The sequence below is a fragment of the Streptomyces clavifer genome (assembly GCF_036345975.1).
Lineage (GTDB): Bacteria > Actinomycetota > Actinomycetes > Streptomycetales > Streptomycetaceae > Streptomyces > Streptomyces clavifer.
In genome coordinates, this window is the sequence record NZ_CP107793.1 from 5,263,255 (window position 1) to 5,278,917 (window position 15,663).

At 71.9% G+C, this 15,663-nt stretch carries 16 protein-coding genes; 12 read left to right on the forward strand and 4 right to left on the reverse strand.

The genetic code is table 11. The features are described 5' to 3' along the window. Positions 1-4: 4 nt before the first annotated feature. Genes OG927_RS23190 through OG927_RS23205 form a run of 4 tightly spaced genes read left to right on the forward strand, consistent with a single transcriptional unit; the run spans position 5 to position 4,099 of the window. Positions 5-997, forward strand: coding sequence for an ABC transporter ATP-binding protein (locus OG927_RS23190; protein ID WP_056794547.1), 993 nt, complete (start codon positions 5-7; stop codon positions 995-997). Continuing rightward, positions 994-2,463: an ABC transporter ATP-binding protein gene (locus tag OG927_RS23195; RefSeq protein ID WP_330320716.1), complete on the forward strand. Its 1,470-nt coding sequence runs from the start codon at positions 994-996 to the stop codon at positions 2,461-2,463. Before OG927_RS23190 ends, OG927_RS23195 begins: the two co-directional genes overlap by 4 nt. Before the next feature lie 46 nt (positions 2,464-2,509). After that, on the forward strand, positions 2,510-3,181 hold the full coding sequence (locus OG927_RS23200; protein WP_056794549.1) for a trimeric intracellular cation channel family protein: 672 nt from the start codon (positions 2,510-2,512) through the stop codon (positions 3,179-3,181). 51 nt (positions 3,182-3,232) lie between these two features. Further along, on the forward strand, positions 3,233-4,099 hold the full coding sequence (locus OG927_RS23205) for a thioesterase family protein (protein ID WP_330320717.1): 867 nt from the start codon (positions 3,233-3,235) through the stop codon (positions 4,097-4,099). Between the two features lie 956 nt (positions 4,100-5,055). On the opposite strand, the gene OG927_RS23210 is transcribed toward OG927_RS23205, so the two are convergent. Next, positions 5,056-5,682: a TetR family transcriptional regulator gene (locus OG927_RS23210; RefSeq protein WP_056794553.1), complete on the reverse strand. Its 627-nt coding sequence runs from the start codon at positions 5,680-5,682 to the stop codon at positions 5,056-5,058. 105 nt (positions 5,683-5,787) lie between these two features. Here OG927_RS23210 and OG927_RS23215 point away from each other — a divergent pair, with 105 nt between their 5' ends. From OG927_RS23215 to OG927_RS23225, 3 genes are all read left to right on the forward strand, one after another. After that, positions 5,788-5,943 carry a hypothetical protein gene (locus tag OG927_RS23215; protein WP_164494118.1) on the forward strand — a complete coding sequence of 52 codons (156 nt, stop codon included), beginning with the start codon at positions 5,788-5,790 and terminating at the stop codon, positions 5,941-5,943. Between the two features lie 48 nt (positions 5,944-5,991). Continuing rightward, a complete protein-coding gene (locus tag OG927_RS23220) occupies positions 5,992-6,282 on the forward strand; it encodes a hypothetical protein (RefSeq protein WP_056794556.1) in 291 nt (96 codons plus the stop codon). A 144-nt stretch (positions 6,283-6,426) separates the two neighbouring features. Then, complete coding sequence (locus tag OG927_RS23225; RefSeq protein WP_124281118.1) at positions 6,427-7,596, forward strand: cysteine desulfurase family protein; 1,170 nt, start codon at positions 6,427-6,429, stop codon at positions 7,594-7,596. A gap of 125 nt (positions 7,597-7,721) precedes the next feature. Here OG927_RS23225 and OG927_RS23230 read toward each other — a convergent pair whose 3' ends face one another. Continuing rightward, on the reverse strand, positions 7,722-8,402 hold the full coding sequence (locus OG927_RS23230; protein ID WP_056794558.1) for an N-acetylmuramoyl-L-alanine amidase: 681 nt from the start codon (positions 8,400-8,402) through the stop codon (positions 7,722-7,724). A gap of 61 nt (positions 8,403-8,463) precedes the next feature. Between OG927_RS23230 and mnmA the strand changes: the two genes are divergently transcribed. Beyond that, positions 8,464-9,597 (forward strand): tRNA 2-thiouridine(34) synthase MnmA, encoded by a 1,134-nt coding sequence (gene mnmA, locus OG927_RS23235; RefSeq protein ID WP_330320718.1) that lies wholly within the window; start codon positions 8,464-8,466, stop codon positions 9,595-9,597. A gap of 55 nt (positions 9,598-9,652) precedes the next feature. Here the strand turns inward: mnmA and OG927_RS23240 are convergent, their stop codons facing one another. Then, on the reverse strand, positions 9,653-10,453 hold the full coding sequence (locus tag OG927_RS23240) for an alpha/beta fold hydrolase (protein WP_056794562.1): 801 nt from the start codon (positions 10,451-10,453) through the stop codon (positions 9,653-9,655). 62 nt (positions 10,454-10,515) lie between these two features. Further along, complete coding sequence (locus OG927_RS23245) at positions 10,516-10,851, reverse strand: DUF427 domain-containing protein (RefSeq protein WP_056794564.1); 336 nt, start codon at positions 10,849-10,851, stop codon at positions 10,516-10,518. Positions 10,852-10,916: 65 nt separating this feature from the next. Between OG927_RS23245 and OG927_RS23250 the strand changes: the two genes are divergently transcribed. The 4 genes from OG927_RS23250 (at position 10,917) to ligA (ending at position 15,501) form a co-directional block, all read left to right on the forward strand. After that, a complete protein-coding gene (locus OG927_RS23250; RefSeq protein WP_124281117.1) occupies positions 10,917-11,456 on the forward strand; it encodes an LOG family protein in 540 nt (179 codons plus the stop codon). 74 nt (positions 11,457-11,530) lie between these two features. Continuing rightward, positions 11,531-12,220 carry an SDR family oxidoreductase gene (locus OG927_RS23255; protein WP_056794569.1) on the forward strand — a complete coding sequence of 230 codons (690 nt, stop codon included), beginning with the start codon at positions 11,531-11,533 and terminating at the stop codon, positions 12,218-12,220. 35 nt (positions 12,221-12,255) lie between these two features. Then, positions 12,256-13,281, forward strand: a complete 1,026-nt coding sequence (locus OG927_RS23260) for a methionine synthase (protein WP_330320719.1) — start codon at positions 12,256-12,258, stop codon at positions 13,279-13,281. A 24-nt stretch (positions 13,282-13,305) separates the two neighbouring features. Next, positions 13,306-15,501 carry an NAD-dependent DNA ligase LigA gene (gene ligA / locus OG927_RS23265; RefSeq protein WP_056794573.1) on the forward strand — a complete coding sequence of 732 codons (2,196 nt, stop codon included), beginning with the start codon at positions 13,306-13,308 and terminating at the stop codon, positions 15,499-15,501. Positions 15,502-15,663: the final 162 nt, after the last annotated feature.

Below are 15,663 nucleotides of genomic sequence, written 5' to 3' on the forward strand. Positions count from 1 at the left end.
TCCCATGGCACTGCTCAATGTTGACCAACTCAGCGTCACCTTCGGGGGACGCGGCCGCAAGGACTCCATCGCGGTCGACGGTGTCTCCTTCACCGTGGACCAGGGCCAGGTCGTCGGTCTGGTGGGCGAGTCGGGCTGCGGCAAGTCCGTGACCTCGCTCGCCCTGATGGGCCTGCTGCCCGAGAAGGGCGTCAAGGTCGGCGGACGCGTGGAGTTCGACGGCCAGGACCTGCTGACCATCAGCCGGCGCAAGCTCCGCGACATGCGCGGCAGCCAGCTCGCGATGATCTTCCAGGACCCGCTGTCCTCGCTGAACCCGGTGATCCCCATCGGTATCCAGGTGACCGAGATCCTCCAGCGCCACCGCGGCCTGAAGGGGGAGGCCGCCCGCAAGGAGGCCGCCGACCTGCTGGACCGGGTCGGTATCCCGGACCCGCGCCGGCGGCTTAAGGAGTACCCGCACCAGCTGTCCGGCGGTATGCGGCAGCGTGCGCTCATCGCCATGGCGGTGGCCTGCGCACCCCGGCTGCTCATCGCCGACGAGCCCACCACGGCGCTCGACGTGACCATCCAGGCCCAGATCCTGGAACTCCTCAAGGAACTGGTCGACCAGGAGGGCACCGCCCTCCTGATGATCACCCACGACCTCGGGGTCGTCGCAGGCATCTGCGACGAGGTCAACGTGCTCTACGCGGGACGGGCGGTGGAGTCCGCGGGCCGGCGCGAGCTGTTCGCGGCACCCACTCACCCGTACGCGCACGGACTGCTCGGGTCCATCCCGCGTCTGGACGCACCGCGCGGGGAGCCGCTCCGCCCGATCCGCGGGTCGATCAACGACAAGATCGCCTGGGCCGACGGCTGCGCCTTCGCGCCCCGCTGCGACTACTACACGATGGAGTGCCTCACGGGCACTCCCGAACTGACCGAACCACGCACGGCCGGACACCAGGTGCGCTGTGTCAACCCGGTCCTGCCCAAGGCGGAGGTTTCGGCATGAGCCTGCTCGAACTCGACGATGTGAAGGTCCACTTCCCCGTCAAGAAGGGTGTCTTCTTCGACCGTACGGTCGGACACGTGTACGCCGTGGACGGCATCTCGCTGAGCGTCGAGGCCGGACAGACGTACGGGCTCGTAGGCGAGTCGGGCTGCGGCAAGACGACGCTGGGCCGGGCCGTGCTGCGGCTCGTGGACATCACCTCCGGTGAGGTCGTCTTCGACGGCACCGACCTGGCCAAGCTGCCGGACGAGGAGATGCGCCAGTTCCGCCGCCGGCTCCAGATGGTCTTCCAGGACCCGCTCGGCAGCCTCAACCCGCGGCAGAACATCGAGTCGATCCTCTCCGAGGGCATGGCGGCCCACGGGATCGGCACCGACCGGGCGGACCGCCGCGAGAAGATCAAGGCGATCCTCGCCAGGGTCGGACTGCCGGCGAACTCGCTGTCCCGCTACCCGCACGAGTTCTCCGGCGGACAGCGCCAGCGCATCGGTATCGCCCGTGCCCTGGTGCTCGAGCCGGACGTGATCATCTGCGACGAGCCGGTGTCGGCGCTCGACGTGTCCATCCAGGCGCAGGTCATCAACCTGCTGGAGGAGCTGCAGGAGTCCCTCGGGCTCACGTATCTCGTCATCGCCCACGACCTCGCCGTCGTCCGGCACATCTCCGACGTCATCGGGGTCATGTACCTGGGTTCCCTGGTGGAGGAGGCGCCCAGCGACGCGCTGTACGCCGGGCCGAAGCACCCCTACACCCGGGCGCTCATGTCCGCGGTGCCGGTGCCCGACCCGGAGGTCGAGGACCGGCGGGAGCGGATCCTGCTCCAGGGCGACCTGCCCTCGCCGGCCAACCCGCCGGCCGGCTGCCGGTTCCACACCCGCTGCCCGTGGGTGCAGGAGAAGTGCGCACTGGAGCGCCCGGTCCTGACGGACCTGGGTGACGGGCACAAGGTGGCCTGCCACTTCGCGGCCGAGATCGAGAACGGGACGATCGGCCTGACCCGCGCCACGGGCATCGAGGCGGTCGTGGGTACGGACAAGAGCGCGGACGTGGACGCGGCGGAGCCGGTCGCCGACAAGGTGCCTGCGGCGAAGGTGCCCGCGCAGAAGGCGTCCGTCGAGGATGCGGTCGTCGTCGCGAAGCCGGTTGCCGTCGAGGACGAGGTCGTCGTCGAGACCCCGGTCGCCGTCGAGGCTCCGGTCGCGGGGAAGTCCGTGGCGGAGAAGCCCGCCGACGTGGACACCGACGCGGACGTTGCTGCGGAGAACGAGTCCGATGAAGCGGCCGCCCCCGAGGAGGAGGCCGTGGACAAGGCCGTCCCCGAGGACAAGGCTGCCCCTCAGGACAAGGCCGTCCCTGAGGACAAGGCTGTGGACAAGGACAAGGCCGTCCCCGAGGACAAGCCCGCCTCGGACGAGGTGGCGGACGCCGCCGGGACCGGTGCCGGAGGCAAGACCGGTTCCGCCTGACGGTTCCCGGCGACATCGTGGGCACCGGACGTTGTAGAACTGTCCGGTGCTCAACGAACTCTTCACTCCCTCCGTCCAGCATGCGCTCGACATCATCGGGATCTTCGTCTTCGCGATCTCGGGCGCTCTGCTCGCCGTACGCAAGAACTTCGATGTCTTCGGCATCGCGGTGCTCGCCGAGGTGACAGCGCTGGGCGGAGGGATCTTCCGTGACGTGATCATCGGGGCCCTTCCCCCGGCGGCCTTCACGGACCTCGGCTACTTCCTGACCCCGCTGCTCGCCGCCGGGCTGGTGTTCTTCCTGCATCCGCACGTCGAACGGATCCAGGTCGGCGTCAACGTCTTCGACGCGGCCGGCCTGGGACTCTTCTGCGTCGCCGGCACGGTCAAGGCGTACGACTACGGCCTCGGCCTCACCGCGTCCGCCGCGCTGGGGCTGGCCACCGCGGTCGGCGGCGGTGTGCTCCGCGACGTCCTGGCCAATGAGGTGCCCTCGCTGCTGCGCTGGGACCGCGACCTGTACGCGGTGCCCGCCATCGTGGGCGCCACCATGGTGGTGCTCTGCATCCGCTTCGACGTCCTCAACGCCTACACGAGCGGCGCGGCGGTGATCACGGCGTTCGTACTGCGGCTCCTGGCGCTGCGCTACCACTGGAGGGCCCCGCGCGCGTACAACCGCCGCTCGGCCACGGCCGAGGAAGCCCCGGCCGTCATCTGACCGCAATATAAAGCTACCGCTTAGTAACGCAATCGGTGTACGGTGCAGCCCATGGCACAGGCAGCAGCGCAGGCGCAGCGCACCCCGCAGGCGACCATCGGGGACAGCGAGTTCGACCGGGACACCGCCGTCACCCTTCGCGAAGAGGGTGTCTACGACGCGGAGCTCTCCGCGGGCTGGACCATCATCCACGCCGTCAACGGCGGCTACCTGCTGGCCGTGCTCGGCCGTGCGCTCGGTGAGGCGCTGCCGCACCCCGACCCCTTCTCGGTCTCGGCGCACTACCTGACGGCATCCGTTCCGGGGCCCGCGGTGATCCGTACCCAGGTCGTCCGCACGGGCCGCACCCTCTCCACCGGCGAGGCCTCGCTCTACCAGTACGCGGAGGACGGCACCGAGGTCGAGCGCATCCGGGTACTCGCCACCTACGGCGACCTGGACGGCCTGACCGACGACGTCCGCACCTCCGCGGAGCCGCCCGCCATCCCGCCGCTGCAGCACTGCCTCGGCCCGGCCGACGGGCCGGCGCCCATCCCCGGCAGCTCCGCCATCACCGAACGGCTCGACATCAGGCTCGACCCGGCGACGATCGGCTGGGCCATCGGCGCGCCGTCGGGCAGGGGCGAGATGCGTGGCTGGTTCGGACTCGCGGACGGCCGTGACGCGGATCCGCTGTCGCTGCTGCTCACCGTCGACGCGTTGCCGCCGACCTCGTTCGAGCTGGGGCTGAAGGGCTGGACGCCCACGATCGAGCTCACCACCCACATCCGCTGCCGTCCGGCCCCCGGACCGCTGCGCGTCTCCATCACCACCCGCAACCTGGCGGGCGGCTTCCTGGAGGAGGACGCGGACGTCTGGGACAGCGCCGACCGCCTGGTGGCCCAGTCCCGCCAGCTCGCACGCGCACCGCGCGGCTGAGCGGGCGCGAACCCACCCCGCGCCCGCCGCCCGTGCGACGGGCGGAGCCGCGCTGTGGCCGGCACGCGGACCCGGGCGCGGACCGCCGGAATCGGTCCGGCAGGATGCGGCCGGCCTCGGCGAGGTCGGTGTCCTCGATCCCGGAGCCCGGCGCAGGGCGACACCGACGTCGGGCCCAGGACCTGTGGCTCGATCAGGGGCGGGCGGGCGGATCGAGTTCGCCGGACACGCATGCGGGCCTGGATCCACAGGGTCGGCGCCGACACCCCGGCCTCCTGGGCGTCGCGGAGCTCCCTGCCCCGCACCCTGCCCCCGCCGGCCGGCTGCGGCGGAGTGGAGGAGCAGGGCGGCCCCCGGTTCTCCTGGACGAAGGCCAGATGGGTCCGGACGACGACCCGGCTGCCCGGACGGGCCTGGTGGGCACTCGGCAAAGCCGTGCCGGCCCGCCAGGAAGCCGCCGTGGCCGGCCCGCCAGGAGGCCGCCGTGGCCGGCTCGCCGAGGAGTCGGTTCAGTCGGCAGCCGGTAAGGGCGGCGAAGAGGCCTTCGAGGCTGCCGGGGTGGCGAGAGAGGCGCCCGCGGCCGGCACCGAAGGCGACCAGGCAGTGCCTGCCGCGAACATGCCCAACCAGGCGGTCCTCACAGGCGCCTGCGTGGCCAGTAGGCCCCGCGCCCGTGGTGCGCGGGATCGGGCGGCAGCCTCGGGAGCGCCGATGTCAGCGGATGCCTCACCCTCGCCTACGGCGGCGGAGTGCCGGCGTCCACCTGCGCGGGGGAGGCGTCGCGGCGCTGGACGGCGCTCCGACGTGGCGGTGCCCGACCGGTGACGAGGGCTCCGTACGCACACGGGCCGCGCTCGCCCGGCTCCCCGGCCGCGTCCCGGTGATCCTCCCGGTCCCGGGCCCGGCGGGAACCGGTCACCCGGCGGAGAGCGCCGTCCCCGGCGGGTCTCCCGGCCCTACGGGGCCTCGTCCAGCCAGTGGGCCCGGCCCAGCGTGACCAGTCGTAGCCGGCGCCGTGCCACCCGGACGACCTCCTCCTCGCCGCCGGGGCCCGCGTCCAGCAGGGCCGATGCCGTGATCACCATGTGGTCGACGTACAGGCCGCCCAGCATCAGGAGATCCGCCGGGTCCCAGCCGGCCGAGTCCGGCTCGGCGGCGAGCGCCGCCGCGACCTCTTCGGCGAACAGGCGGAGCTGGGCGGTGATGGCCTCGCGGACCGGGCCGACGCCGCCGTGCTGCTCGCGGGCGATGAAGCGGAAGTGGGCCGGCTGGGCCGCGACATGGCGGGCGATCAGTCCGACGCTGCGGTCCAGCCGCTCCTCGCTGTCGCCCGTCTCGGCCAGGACCGCGCCGATCATGCCGTGCAGACTGCCCAGGGTTTCCTCGACGAGGGCCACACCGAGAGCCGCCGTGCCGTCGAAGTGGCGGTAGAAGGCGGTCGGGGCCACACCCACGGCCCGCGTCACCTCGCGCAGACCCAGGCTGCTCAGGCTCTGGTGCTCCAGGAGCCGCAGCGCCGCGTCGAGCAGCGCCTGACGCGTCTTCTGCTTCTGGACCTGCCGGATGCCGGTGGTGTGACTCATGCCATTCAGTAAACAACCGTTCTCCGGGGCCCGGAAGGGGTAGGCGGACTAGACTCAATAGTCAGTGAACAGTCGTACTCTCAATTGCTCGCAGAAAGGCCGCACATGTTCGTCCTCGTCGCCGCCCTGCTCCTGCTGGGGGTCGTTCTCGGGGCGGTCGCGCACCTTCCGCTCCCTCTCACCCTCGCCGCCGCGGCCGTGATCGGTCTCTGGCTCGCACTCTTCGGTCTCCGAGAACACCTTGCCCGCCGCCCCCACTGAGCGCGGGGCCCGCCTCCGTACGTCTTCGGAACCGAAGGAGCCCGCATCATGACCCTCGCCACCGCACTCACCCGCAGCACCCGGCGTGAAGCCGGGAAGGTCTCCCGCGAGGCCGACGGGCTGGCCGTCGCCTCGTTCGTCCTCGGCCTGCTCGGCCTCCTTGTGATGAATATCCTCCTGGGGCCCACCGCCATCGTCATGGCGGTCATCGCCCTCGCGCGCTCCACCGCCCGCCGCGGCCGCGCCCTGCTCGGTCTGGCCCTCGGCATCGCCGACCTCGTCGTCCTCGGCGTCCTGGTCACCGCCAACGGCACCGTCTCCTGGAGCCTGGGGGGCTGACAGGGGTGGGCCGACGGCTCGTCCGGCGGCGGATCGGGCTCCGGGAATGAGCGGCGGCGGCGCGCGCTCCCGAGGCCCTCGACGGGCCGCTGCGTGATGCGCCCGCGATGCGCCCGGCCGGGGGCTCGTAGAATCGGGTCCACCATGGCCTACCTCGACCACGCCGCGACCACGCCGATGCTGCCGGAGGCGATCGCGGCGATGACCGCGCAGCTCGCCGTCACCGGCAACGCGTCCTCACTGCACGCCGCCGGGCGCCGGGCCCGCCGTACCGTCGAGGAGTCCAGAGAGACTCTCGCCGACGCGCTCGGCGCACGCCCCAGCGAGGTGGTCCTCACCTCCGGCGGGACCGAGGCCGACAACCTCGCTGTGAAGGGCCTCTACTGGGCCCGCCGCGACGCCGACCCCCGGCGCACCCGGCTCCTGGCGAGCCCTGTCGAGCACCACGCCGTGCTCGACGCCGTCGACTGGCTCGCCACGCACGAAGGCGCGACCGTCGAATACCTTCCCGTCGACCGGTACGGCCGGGTGCACCCCGACGCGCTGCGCGAGGCGATCCTCCGTGACCCCGACGACATCGCGATGATCACGGTGATGTGGGCCAACAACGAGATCGGCACGATCATGCCGATTCGTGAACTGGCCGAAGTGGCGCGTGAGTTCGACATCCCGATGCACGCCGATGCGGTGCAGGCCTTCGGTCAGCTGGAGGTCGACTTCGCCCGGTCGGGGCTGGCCGCGATGACCGTCAGCGCGCACAAGATCGGCGGCCCGTTCGGCATCGGCGCACTGCTGCTCGGCCGTGACTTCACGCCCGTGCCCGTGCTGCACGGCGGCGGGCAGGAACGGCAGGTGCGCTCCGGGACCCTGGACGTGCCCGCCGTCGCCGCGTTCGCCGTCGCCGGACGGCTCGCCGACGACGGGCGTGAGGACTTCGCCCGCGAGGTCGGCGCGCTCCGCGACGAGCTGGCCGCAGCCGTGCTGCGGGCCGTCCCCGACGCGATCCTCGGCGGCGACCCGGCCCCCGGCGGCCGACTCCCCGCCAACGCCCACTTCAGCTTCCCGGGCTGCGAGGGCGACTCCCTCCTGCTCCTGCTCGACGCCCAGGGCATCGCCTGCTCCACCGGCTCCGCCTGCACGGCCGGCATCGCCCAGCCCAGCCACGTGCTCCTTGCCACCGGCACCGACCCCGACCTGGCGCGCGGCACCCTGCGCTTCTCGCTCGGGCACACCTCGACGGCGGAGGACGTGGCCGAGGTCGCCCGGGCCATCGCCCCCGCGGTAGAACGCGCCAGAACAGCCGGCCTCAGCTAACCCCGCCCCGCCCCGCCGTCCGCCCGCTGGTCGTTGGGAGCGATGGGACGCGGGAATCGGACATAACGCCCGGTTTTTGGTCCCCTGGCTCCCGCTGACCGGCGTGACCCGGGGGGGGCGGGGGGTTAGCTGGGGTGTGGGGGTTGCGGGGCGGCGCGGACCAGTTTCATGTAGCGGTCCCAGTCCCAGTGGGGTCCGGGATCGGTGTGGTCCGTGCCCGGCACCTCGACGTGCCCGATGATGTGCTCGCGGTCCACGGGCAGCTCGTACCGCGCGCATATCTCGGCCGTCAGCAGGGCCGACGCCGCGTACATCTCCGGCGTGAAGTCCTGCGGGCGGTCCACGAAGCCCTCGTGCTCGATGCCGATACTGCGTTCGTTGTACGAGCGGTTACCCGCGTGGTACGCCACGTCGAGCTCGCGGATCATCTGGGTCACGCGGCCGTTCTGGCCGACGATGTAGTGCGTTGCCGCCTGGTGCGCCGGGTCCTGGAAGACCTTGACCGCGCTGGCGAAGCTGCCCTGGGTGACGTGGACGATGACCCGGTCCACGCCGTAGTCGTCGGGGCGGTCGGCCCGCCGCCAGTTCGCCTCGGAGGCCGCCACCCAGCGGGCGCCCGCGTAGTCCAGCTCACCCGGTTTGCGGGGCTTCTCCACGCCCGGCACCCGCCACCAGACGCGCCGGACGTCGTCCACCGCCAGCGCGGCCGTGCCCAGGGCAGCCGCGCCGCCGCCGATCAGCAGCGTGCGTCTGCTGACGCCGCGCGATCCGCTTCCGGATCCTTCGGCCTTCCCTCGTGTCCCCATATGATCGTCAACGCTTATCCGCGCGCATTCGGTTCCCGGGGCCCCGTACTCTGGATGAGCTATGACTCAGACCTCCCAGCGCCCCCTCCGCGTGCTCGCCGCCATGTCCGGCGGAGTCGACTCCGCCGTCGCCGCGGCCCGTGCCGCCGAGGCAGGCCACGACGTGACCGGTGTGCACCTCGCCCTCTCCGCGAACCCGCAGTCCTTCCGTACCGGGGCGCGCGGCTGTTGCACCATCGAGGACTCCCGGGACGCCCGCCGCGCGGCGGACGTCATCGGCATCCCGTTCTACGTCTGGGACCTGGCGGAACGCTTCCGTGAGGACGTCGTGGACGACTTCGTCGCGGAGTACGAGGCAGGGCGCACGCCCAACCCCTGCTTGCGCTGCAACGAGAAGATCAAGTTCGCCGCGCTGCTCGACAAGGCGCTGGCCCTCGGCTTCGACGCGGTGTGCACGGGCCACTACGCGACGGTCGTGCTCAGGGAGGACGGCACCCGGGAGATGCACCGCGCCTCGGACATGGCCAAGGACCAGAGCTACGTCCTCGGCGTCCTGGACGAGAAGCAGCTCGCACACGCCATGTTCCCGCTCGGCGACACCCTCACCACCAAGGACGAGATCCGGGCCGAGGCCGAGCGACGGGGCCTGGCGGTCGCCAAGAAGCCCGACAGCCACGACATCTGCTTCATCGCCGACGGTGACACCCAGGGCTTCCTGGCCGGCCGGCTCGGTGGCCCGGCCGAGGGGGACATCGTCGACGAGACCGGTACGAAGGTCGGCACCCACGAGGGCGCCTTCGGCTTCACCATCGGCCAGCGCAAGGGGCTGCGCATCGGCCACCCGGCCCCCGACGGCAAGCCCCGCTACGTCCTGGACATCTCCCCGGTGAACAACACGGTGACGGTCGGCCCGGTCGAGGCCCTCGACGTCACCGCCCTGACGGCGATCAAGCCCCGCTGGTGCGGCACGGCCCCGTCCGGCCCCGGCACGTACACCGCGCAGCTCCGCGCGCACGGCGGCGAGACCGAGGTGACGGCGGAGCTGGTCGACGGCACCCTGCACGTCTCGTTCACCGAGCCCGTACGGGGTGTGGCTCCCGGCCAGGCCGTCGTGCTGTACGACGGCACCCGGGTCGTCGGGTCCGCCACGATCGCGACGACGGTCAGGCGCGAGAAGGCGGCGGCGGCCGGCTGATCCACGGGCCCCGGGACGGGTCGCTCCCCTGCGACGACCCGGCCCGGTGCCACGCCTACGACGCCCGGTGCGCGATCACGTCCCGGGCGAAGAAGTCCGCCAGGACCGGGGCGATCGCCTGCGGCGCCAGCTCCCGGGTCTGGCCCGTCAGGGTGCGGTGCCGCGCGCGGGGGATCGCCGCCGCGAGGGCATGCGTCATCTCGCGCATCGGGGTGGGGCTGAAGCCGCCGCTCACCACCAGCGTGCGCGCCGTGACGGACGAGAACCGGCCGGCCGGGAGTGCGCCGTTGCCCAGCAGCGCGTCGTCGTACGCCAGGGTGTGCGCCAGCGCTTTCAGACCGGCCCATACCGGGGCGTGGCGCATCCGGGCGATCGTCGTCTCCGGGACACCGGTCTGCGACATGTACAGGGCGACGGCGCCGTCACGGTCCCCTATGGACAGCATCCGGTGCAGCCGCGCCGTGCAGCGTGACTTGTACAGGAGACCGGCCGGCCCCGGGGAGTAGGGCGGTTCGTAGACCGCGAGGAGATCCACCGGCAGCCCCGAGGCCTGCGCCTCCAGTGCCAGCGCCCCGCCCGACAGCATGCCGAACAGCGACGCCCGCCCTCCCGCCCGGCTCATCACCGCGGCCAGGTCCTCGACCTCCCGGCGCACCGCGTACGGCCCGCCGTCACCGCTGGCGCCGCGTCCCCGGCGGTCGTAGGTGACGACCGTGAAGCGCGGTGCCAGCAGGGCGGCCAGCGGTTCCTCGGTCGCCGCGGTGCTCAGTGCCCCGCCGACCAGGACGACCGGCGGCCCGTCGCCCCGCCGGCGATACGCGATCGAGGTGCCGTCGCGGGAGAGAGTCATGTCCATGTGGGGGTGGACCGCACCGGCGCAAGGAACTCATCGGTGCGGCGGAGAAATATTTCCGACGGTCAGCCGGTCACCACATCCGTGGCGTAGAAGCAGAAGTGGTCCTTGATCGCGGCGACTTGCTCCCTGGGCTCCGGATAGGCCCAGACGAGGTCCGCCGCGCCGGGCCGGGACCAGTAGGAGGCGTCGCCCTTGAAGGGGCAGTGCGTACGGGTACCGGAGGGCGTCAGCAGTTCGGTACGGACGTCCCCGGGCGGCAGGTAGTAGCGGTCGGGACAGCCCGTCTCGCGCAGCACCAGCGGGCGGCGGCTCTCGGCGAGCACCTGCCCGTCGTGCACCGCACGCACGTGCACGGCAGCGGGTTCGACGGTGATGGTGTGTCCTGCGGTGGAGGTCATATGTGCTTCAGCCGCCCGGCAGGCCGGTTTCTTCCCGGGGCGCGGGCCGGTCGTACGGTGTCTCCATGAATATCTGCGTCTTCCTCTCCGCCGCCGACCTCGACGAGCGCTACACCGTGCCGGCCCGGGAATTCGCCGAGCTGCTGGGCCGGGGCGGGCACACCCTGGTCTGGGGCGGATCGGAGAGCGGACTCATGAAGGTCGTCGCCGACGGGGTGCAGGAGTCCGGCGGGCGGCTGGTCGGGGTGTCGGTGGACTTCCTGGCGGCGAAGGCGCGGACGAACGCCGACGAGATGGTGATCGCCGGGGACCTGGCCGAGCGCAAGGCGCTGCTCCTGGAGAAGTCCGACGCGATCGTCATCATGGTCGGCGGCACGGGGACCCTCGACGAGGCCACGGAGATCCTGGAGCTGAAGAAGCACGGCAAGCACACCAAGCCCGTCGTCCTGCTGAACACGGCCGGGTTCTACGACGGTCTGCGCCAGCAGTTCCAGCGCATGGAGGACGAGGGCTTCCTGCCGCTGCCCCTCACCGAGCTCGTCTTCTTCGCCAAGGACGGCGTCGGGGCGCTCGCCTACCTGGAGGAGTCGGCCGGCCTGCTGTGACGCACCGGGCCGGTCCGCTCCGACGCACTGGGCCGGCCGGCTGTGACGCCCGGCCGGGATGACAGCATGAGGCCATGCCTACTCACCTCATCACCGGCGCCGGCTCCGGTATCGGCGCAGCCGTCGCCCGGCGCCTGCGGGAACGCGGCGACGACCTCGTGCTGCTCGCCCGGGACGCGGGACGCGCCAAAGAGCTCGCCGCACTCCACCCGGGGGCGCGCACGCTCGTCGGCGACCTCGGCAACCCCGACCGGCTCTCCTGGGCGTTCGGGCAGCAGCCGATGCCCGAACGCCTCGACTCGCTGCTGCACATCGCGGGCGTCGTCGAGCTCGGCCGGATCGGCGACCTCACCCCCAAGGCCTGGCACTTCCAGCTCAACGCCAACCTGATCGCCCCCGCCGAGCTGACCCGGCTGCTGCTGCCGCAACTGCGCGTCTCGCACGGCCAGGTCGTCTTCGTGAACTCGGGCGCCGGGCTCGAGGCGCACGCCGAGTGGGGCGCGTACGCCGCGAGCAAGCACGGCCTCAAGGCCCTCGCCGACTCGCTGCGCCACGAGGAGCACGGCAACGGCGTGCGGGTCACGTCCGTCTTCCCCGGGCGCACCGCCAGCCCCATGCAGGCCAAGGTCCACCAGCAGGAGGGCAAGGAGTACGACGCCTCCCGCTGGATCGACCCGGAGTCCGTGGCCACCACGATCCTGCTGGCCATCGACCTGCCGCGCGACGCCGAGATCAACAACCTGACGGTCCGCCCAGGCCGCTGACAGTCCGGGGACCGCGCGGCCCGTAGGCTCTCCGCGTGAGTGAGAAGAGCAAGTTCAGCGGGTGCGCCGCCACCGGTATCGGGTCCATGCCGGGCGGAGACGCACGGGAAGCGGCCAGGACCGTCGCCGGGTCCTTCGGCGACGGACAGGGCATGCCGTACCTGGCGGAGCTGCCCGCGCGCGGCCCCGGTGCGGACATGACCGGGCGGACCATAGGACTGCTCGTCGAGATGTACGGCCACGTCGAGCCCAGCGGCTGGCGGATCAGCGACCGTCCCGGCCGCGACACCCGGCGCGCGCGGTCGTGGCTCGGCGAGGACCTCGACGCCCTGGAGGAGTACACCCAGGGCTACGAAGGGCTGCTCAAGGTCCAGGCCGTCGGCCCCTGGACCCTGGCCGCGGGCCTGGAGCTGCGGGGCGGCGAGGCGATGCTCGCGGACCCGGGCGCCTGCCGTGACCTGGCCGGTTCGCTGGCAGAGGGACTCCGCGGCCACCTCGCCGAGGTCCGGCGCCGGGTGCCCGGCGCCGAGGTCGTCCTCCAGCTGGACGAGCCCTCCCTGACCGCCGTGCTGCTGGGCCGGGTCAGGTCGGCGAGCGGATACCGCACCTACCGAGCCGTGGACCGACAAGTCGTCGAAGGAACCCTGCGCGATCTGCTCGCGGTGAACGGCGAGGGACCGACGGCGGTCCACTCGTGCGCCCCCGAGGTGCCCTTCGCCCTGCTGCGCCGCGCCGGGGCCGACGCCGTCTCCTTCGATTTCTCCCTCCTCACCGAGCGTGAGGAGGAGGCGATCGGTGAGGCCGTCGAAGGCGGCACCCAGCTCTTCCTCGGCGTGGTTCCCGGAGTCGACGCGGCCTCGACCGCATTGTCGGACCCTGGCGGTAGCGTCATGGGTGTCAGGACGTTGTGGAGCAGGCTGGGATTCAATCCGGGGACTCTCACCGAGTCCGTCGTGATCACCCCGTCCTGCGGGCTCGCGGGGGCGTCGCCCGCGTACGCGCGCGCCGCGCTCGCCCACTGCGCCCGGGCCGCGAGGTCGCTCGCAGACAACCCTGAGTAACGGGTCAACGGGAGGAACGGGACGATGGCGGGCGAACAGCAGGCACAGCGGCTGACCGGTGTGCCGGCACAGGCGCAGGAGCAGCACGCGCTCCTCGCCGAGCAGATCGAGGAGCACCGCTTCCGGTACTACGTGAAGGACCAGCCCGTCGTCAGCGACGCCGAGTTCGACCGGCTGATGCGCGCGCTGGAGGCCGTCGAGGACGCGTACCCGCAGCTGCGCACGCCGGACTCGCCGACCCAGAAGGTTGCGGGGCCGTACACCACGGAATTCACCTCCGTCGAGCACCGCGAGCGCATGCTCTCCCTGGACAACGCCTTCGACGACGAGGAGCTGGCCGCCTGGGCCGAGCGCGTCGCCAGGGACGTGGGCACACCCGGCCACCACTTCCTGTGCGAGCTCAAGGTGGACGGACTCGCGGTCAACCTCACCTACGAGCACGGCAGGCTGACCCGCGCCGCGACCCGCGGCGACGGGCGCACCGGCGAGGACATCACCCCCAACGTCCGCACGATCGCGGAGATCCCGCACCGGCTCACGGGCGACCGGATCCCCGCGCTCGTCGAGATCCGCGGCGAGGTCTTCTTCCCGATGGAGGCCTTCGAAGGGCTCAACGCCCGGCTGGTCGAGGCCGACGACAAACCCTTCGCCAACCCGCGCAACGCGGCGGCGGGTTCGCTGCGCCAGAAGGACCCGAAGGTCACCGCCACCCGCCCGCTCCACATGGTCGTGCACGGCATCGGCGCCCGCGAGGGCTTCGACATCGACCGCCTGTCGCAGGCCTACGAGCTGCTGCGCGAGTGGGGCCTGCCGACCGCCCGGCACAACAAGGTGGTCGACTCCCTCGACGGCGTGAGGGAGTTCATCGCGTACTTCGGTGAGAACCGCCACTCCGTGGAGCACGAGATCGACGGGGTCGTCGTCAAACTCGACGAGATCCCGCTCCAGGGCCGGCTCGGCTCCACCTCCCGTGCCCCGCGCTGGGCGATCGCGTGGAAGTACGCGCCGGAGGAGGTCAACACCAAGCTGGTCAACATCCGGGTCGGTGTCGGGCGCACCGGCAGGGTCACCCCGTACGCGCAGGTGGAGCCGGTCGAGGTGGCCGGTTCCGAGGTCGAGTTCGCCACCCTGCACAACCAGAACGTGGTGAAGGCCAAGGGCGTCCTGATCGGCGACACGGTGGTGCTCCGCAAGGCGGGCGACGTCATCCCGGAGATCCTCGGACCGGTCGTCGATCTGCGTGACGGGAGCGAGCGCGCCTTCGTCATGCCGTCCGAGTGCCCCGAGTGCGGGACGGAGCTGCGCCCCATGAAGGAGGGCGACATCGACCTCCGCTGCCCCAACGCGCGTTCCTGCCCTGCCCAGTTGCGGGAGCGGCTGGCCTATCTCGCGGGCCGCAAGTGCCTGGACATCGACCATTTCGGCTATGTCGCGGCCGCCGCCCTGACCAAGCCGCTGGAACCCGCCGAGCCGCCCCTGCGGGACGAGGGCGACCTCTTCGGCCTGACGGTGGAGCAGTTGCTGCCGATCCGGGCCTATGTGCTGGATCCGGACAGCGGACTCCCCAAGCGCGACCCGAAGACCGGTGAGGAGAAGATCGCGACGGTCTTCGCCAACCAGCAGGGCGAACCGAGGAAGAACGCCCTGGGCATGCTGGAGGGCATCGCGGCGGCCCGGCAGGCTCCGCTGGCGCGGATCCTCACGGGGCTCTCCATCCGCCACGTCGGCCCCGTGGCCGCCGAGGAGCTGGCCCGGCAGTTCCGGTCCATCGACCGCATCGACGAGGCGTCCGAGGAGGAACTGGCCGCGGCGGACGGGGTCGGGCCGATCATCGCGGCCTCGGTCAAGCAGTGGTTCGCCGAGGAGTGGCACCGCGAGATCCTGCGCAAGTGGCGGGAGGCCGGGGTCCGGACGGAGGACGAGGGCGCGGGCGAGGACGAGGGACCCCGGCCGCTCGAGGGCCTCACCGTCGTGGTCACCGGCACCCTCGCGACGCACACCAGGGATGGCGCGAAAGACGCGCTCCAGAGCCGTGGAGCGAAGGTGACCGGATCTGTCTCGAAGAAGACGTCCTTCGTGGTGGTCGGGGAGAACCCTGGTTCGAAGTACGACAAGGCGATGCAACTGAAGGTGCCCGTCCTGGACGAGGACGGCTTCGCCGTGCTCCTCGCCCAGGGGCCGGACGCGGCGCGTGAGGCCGCTGTGCCCGCCGATGCGTGATCGAGGCGCGATCGAGACGCAGCCGGGGAGTGGCCGTGGGCGACGGGGGAAGAAAGCGGACGTGAGGGGAGCGAGAGGTCCGGCCGGTACCACCCGTTCGGCGCATATCAGAGGGTGAGGGGTGCCAGGTCCGCATTCGGGCAAGAGCTGCAGAGCGCTGCC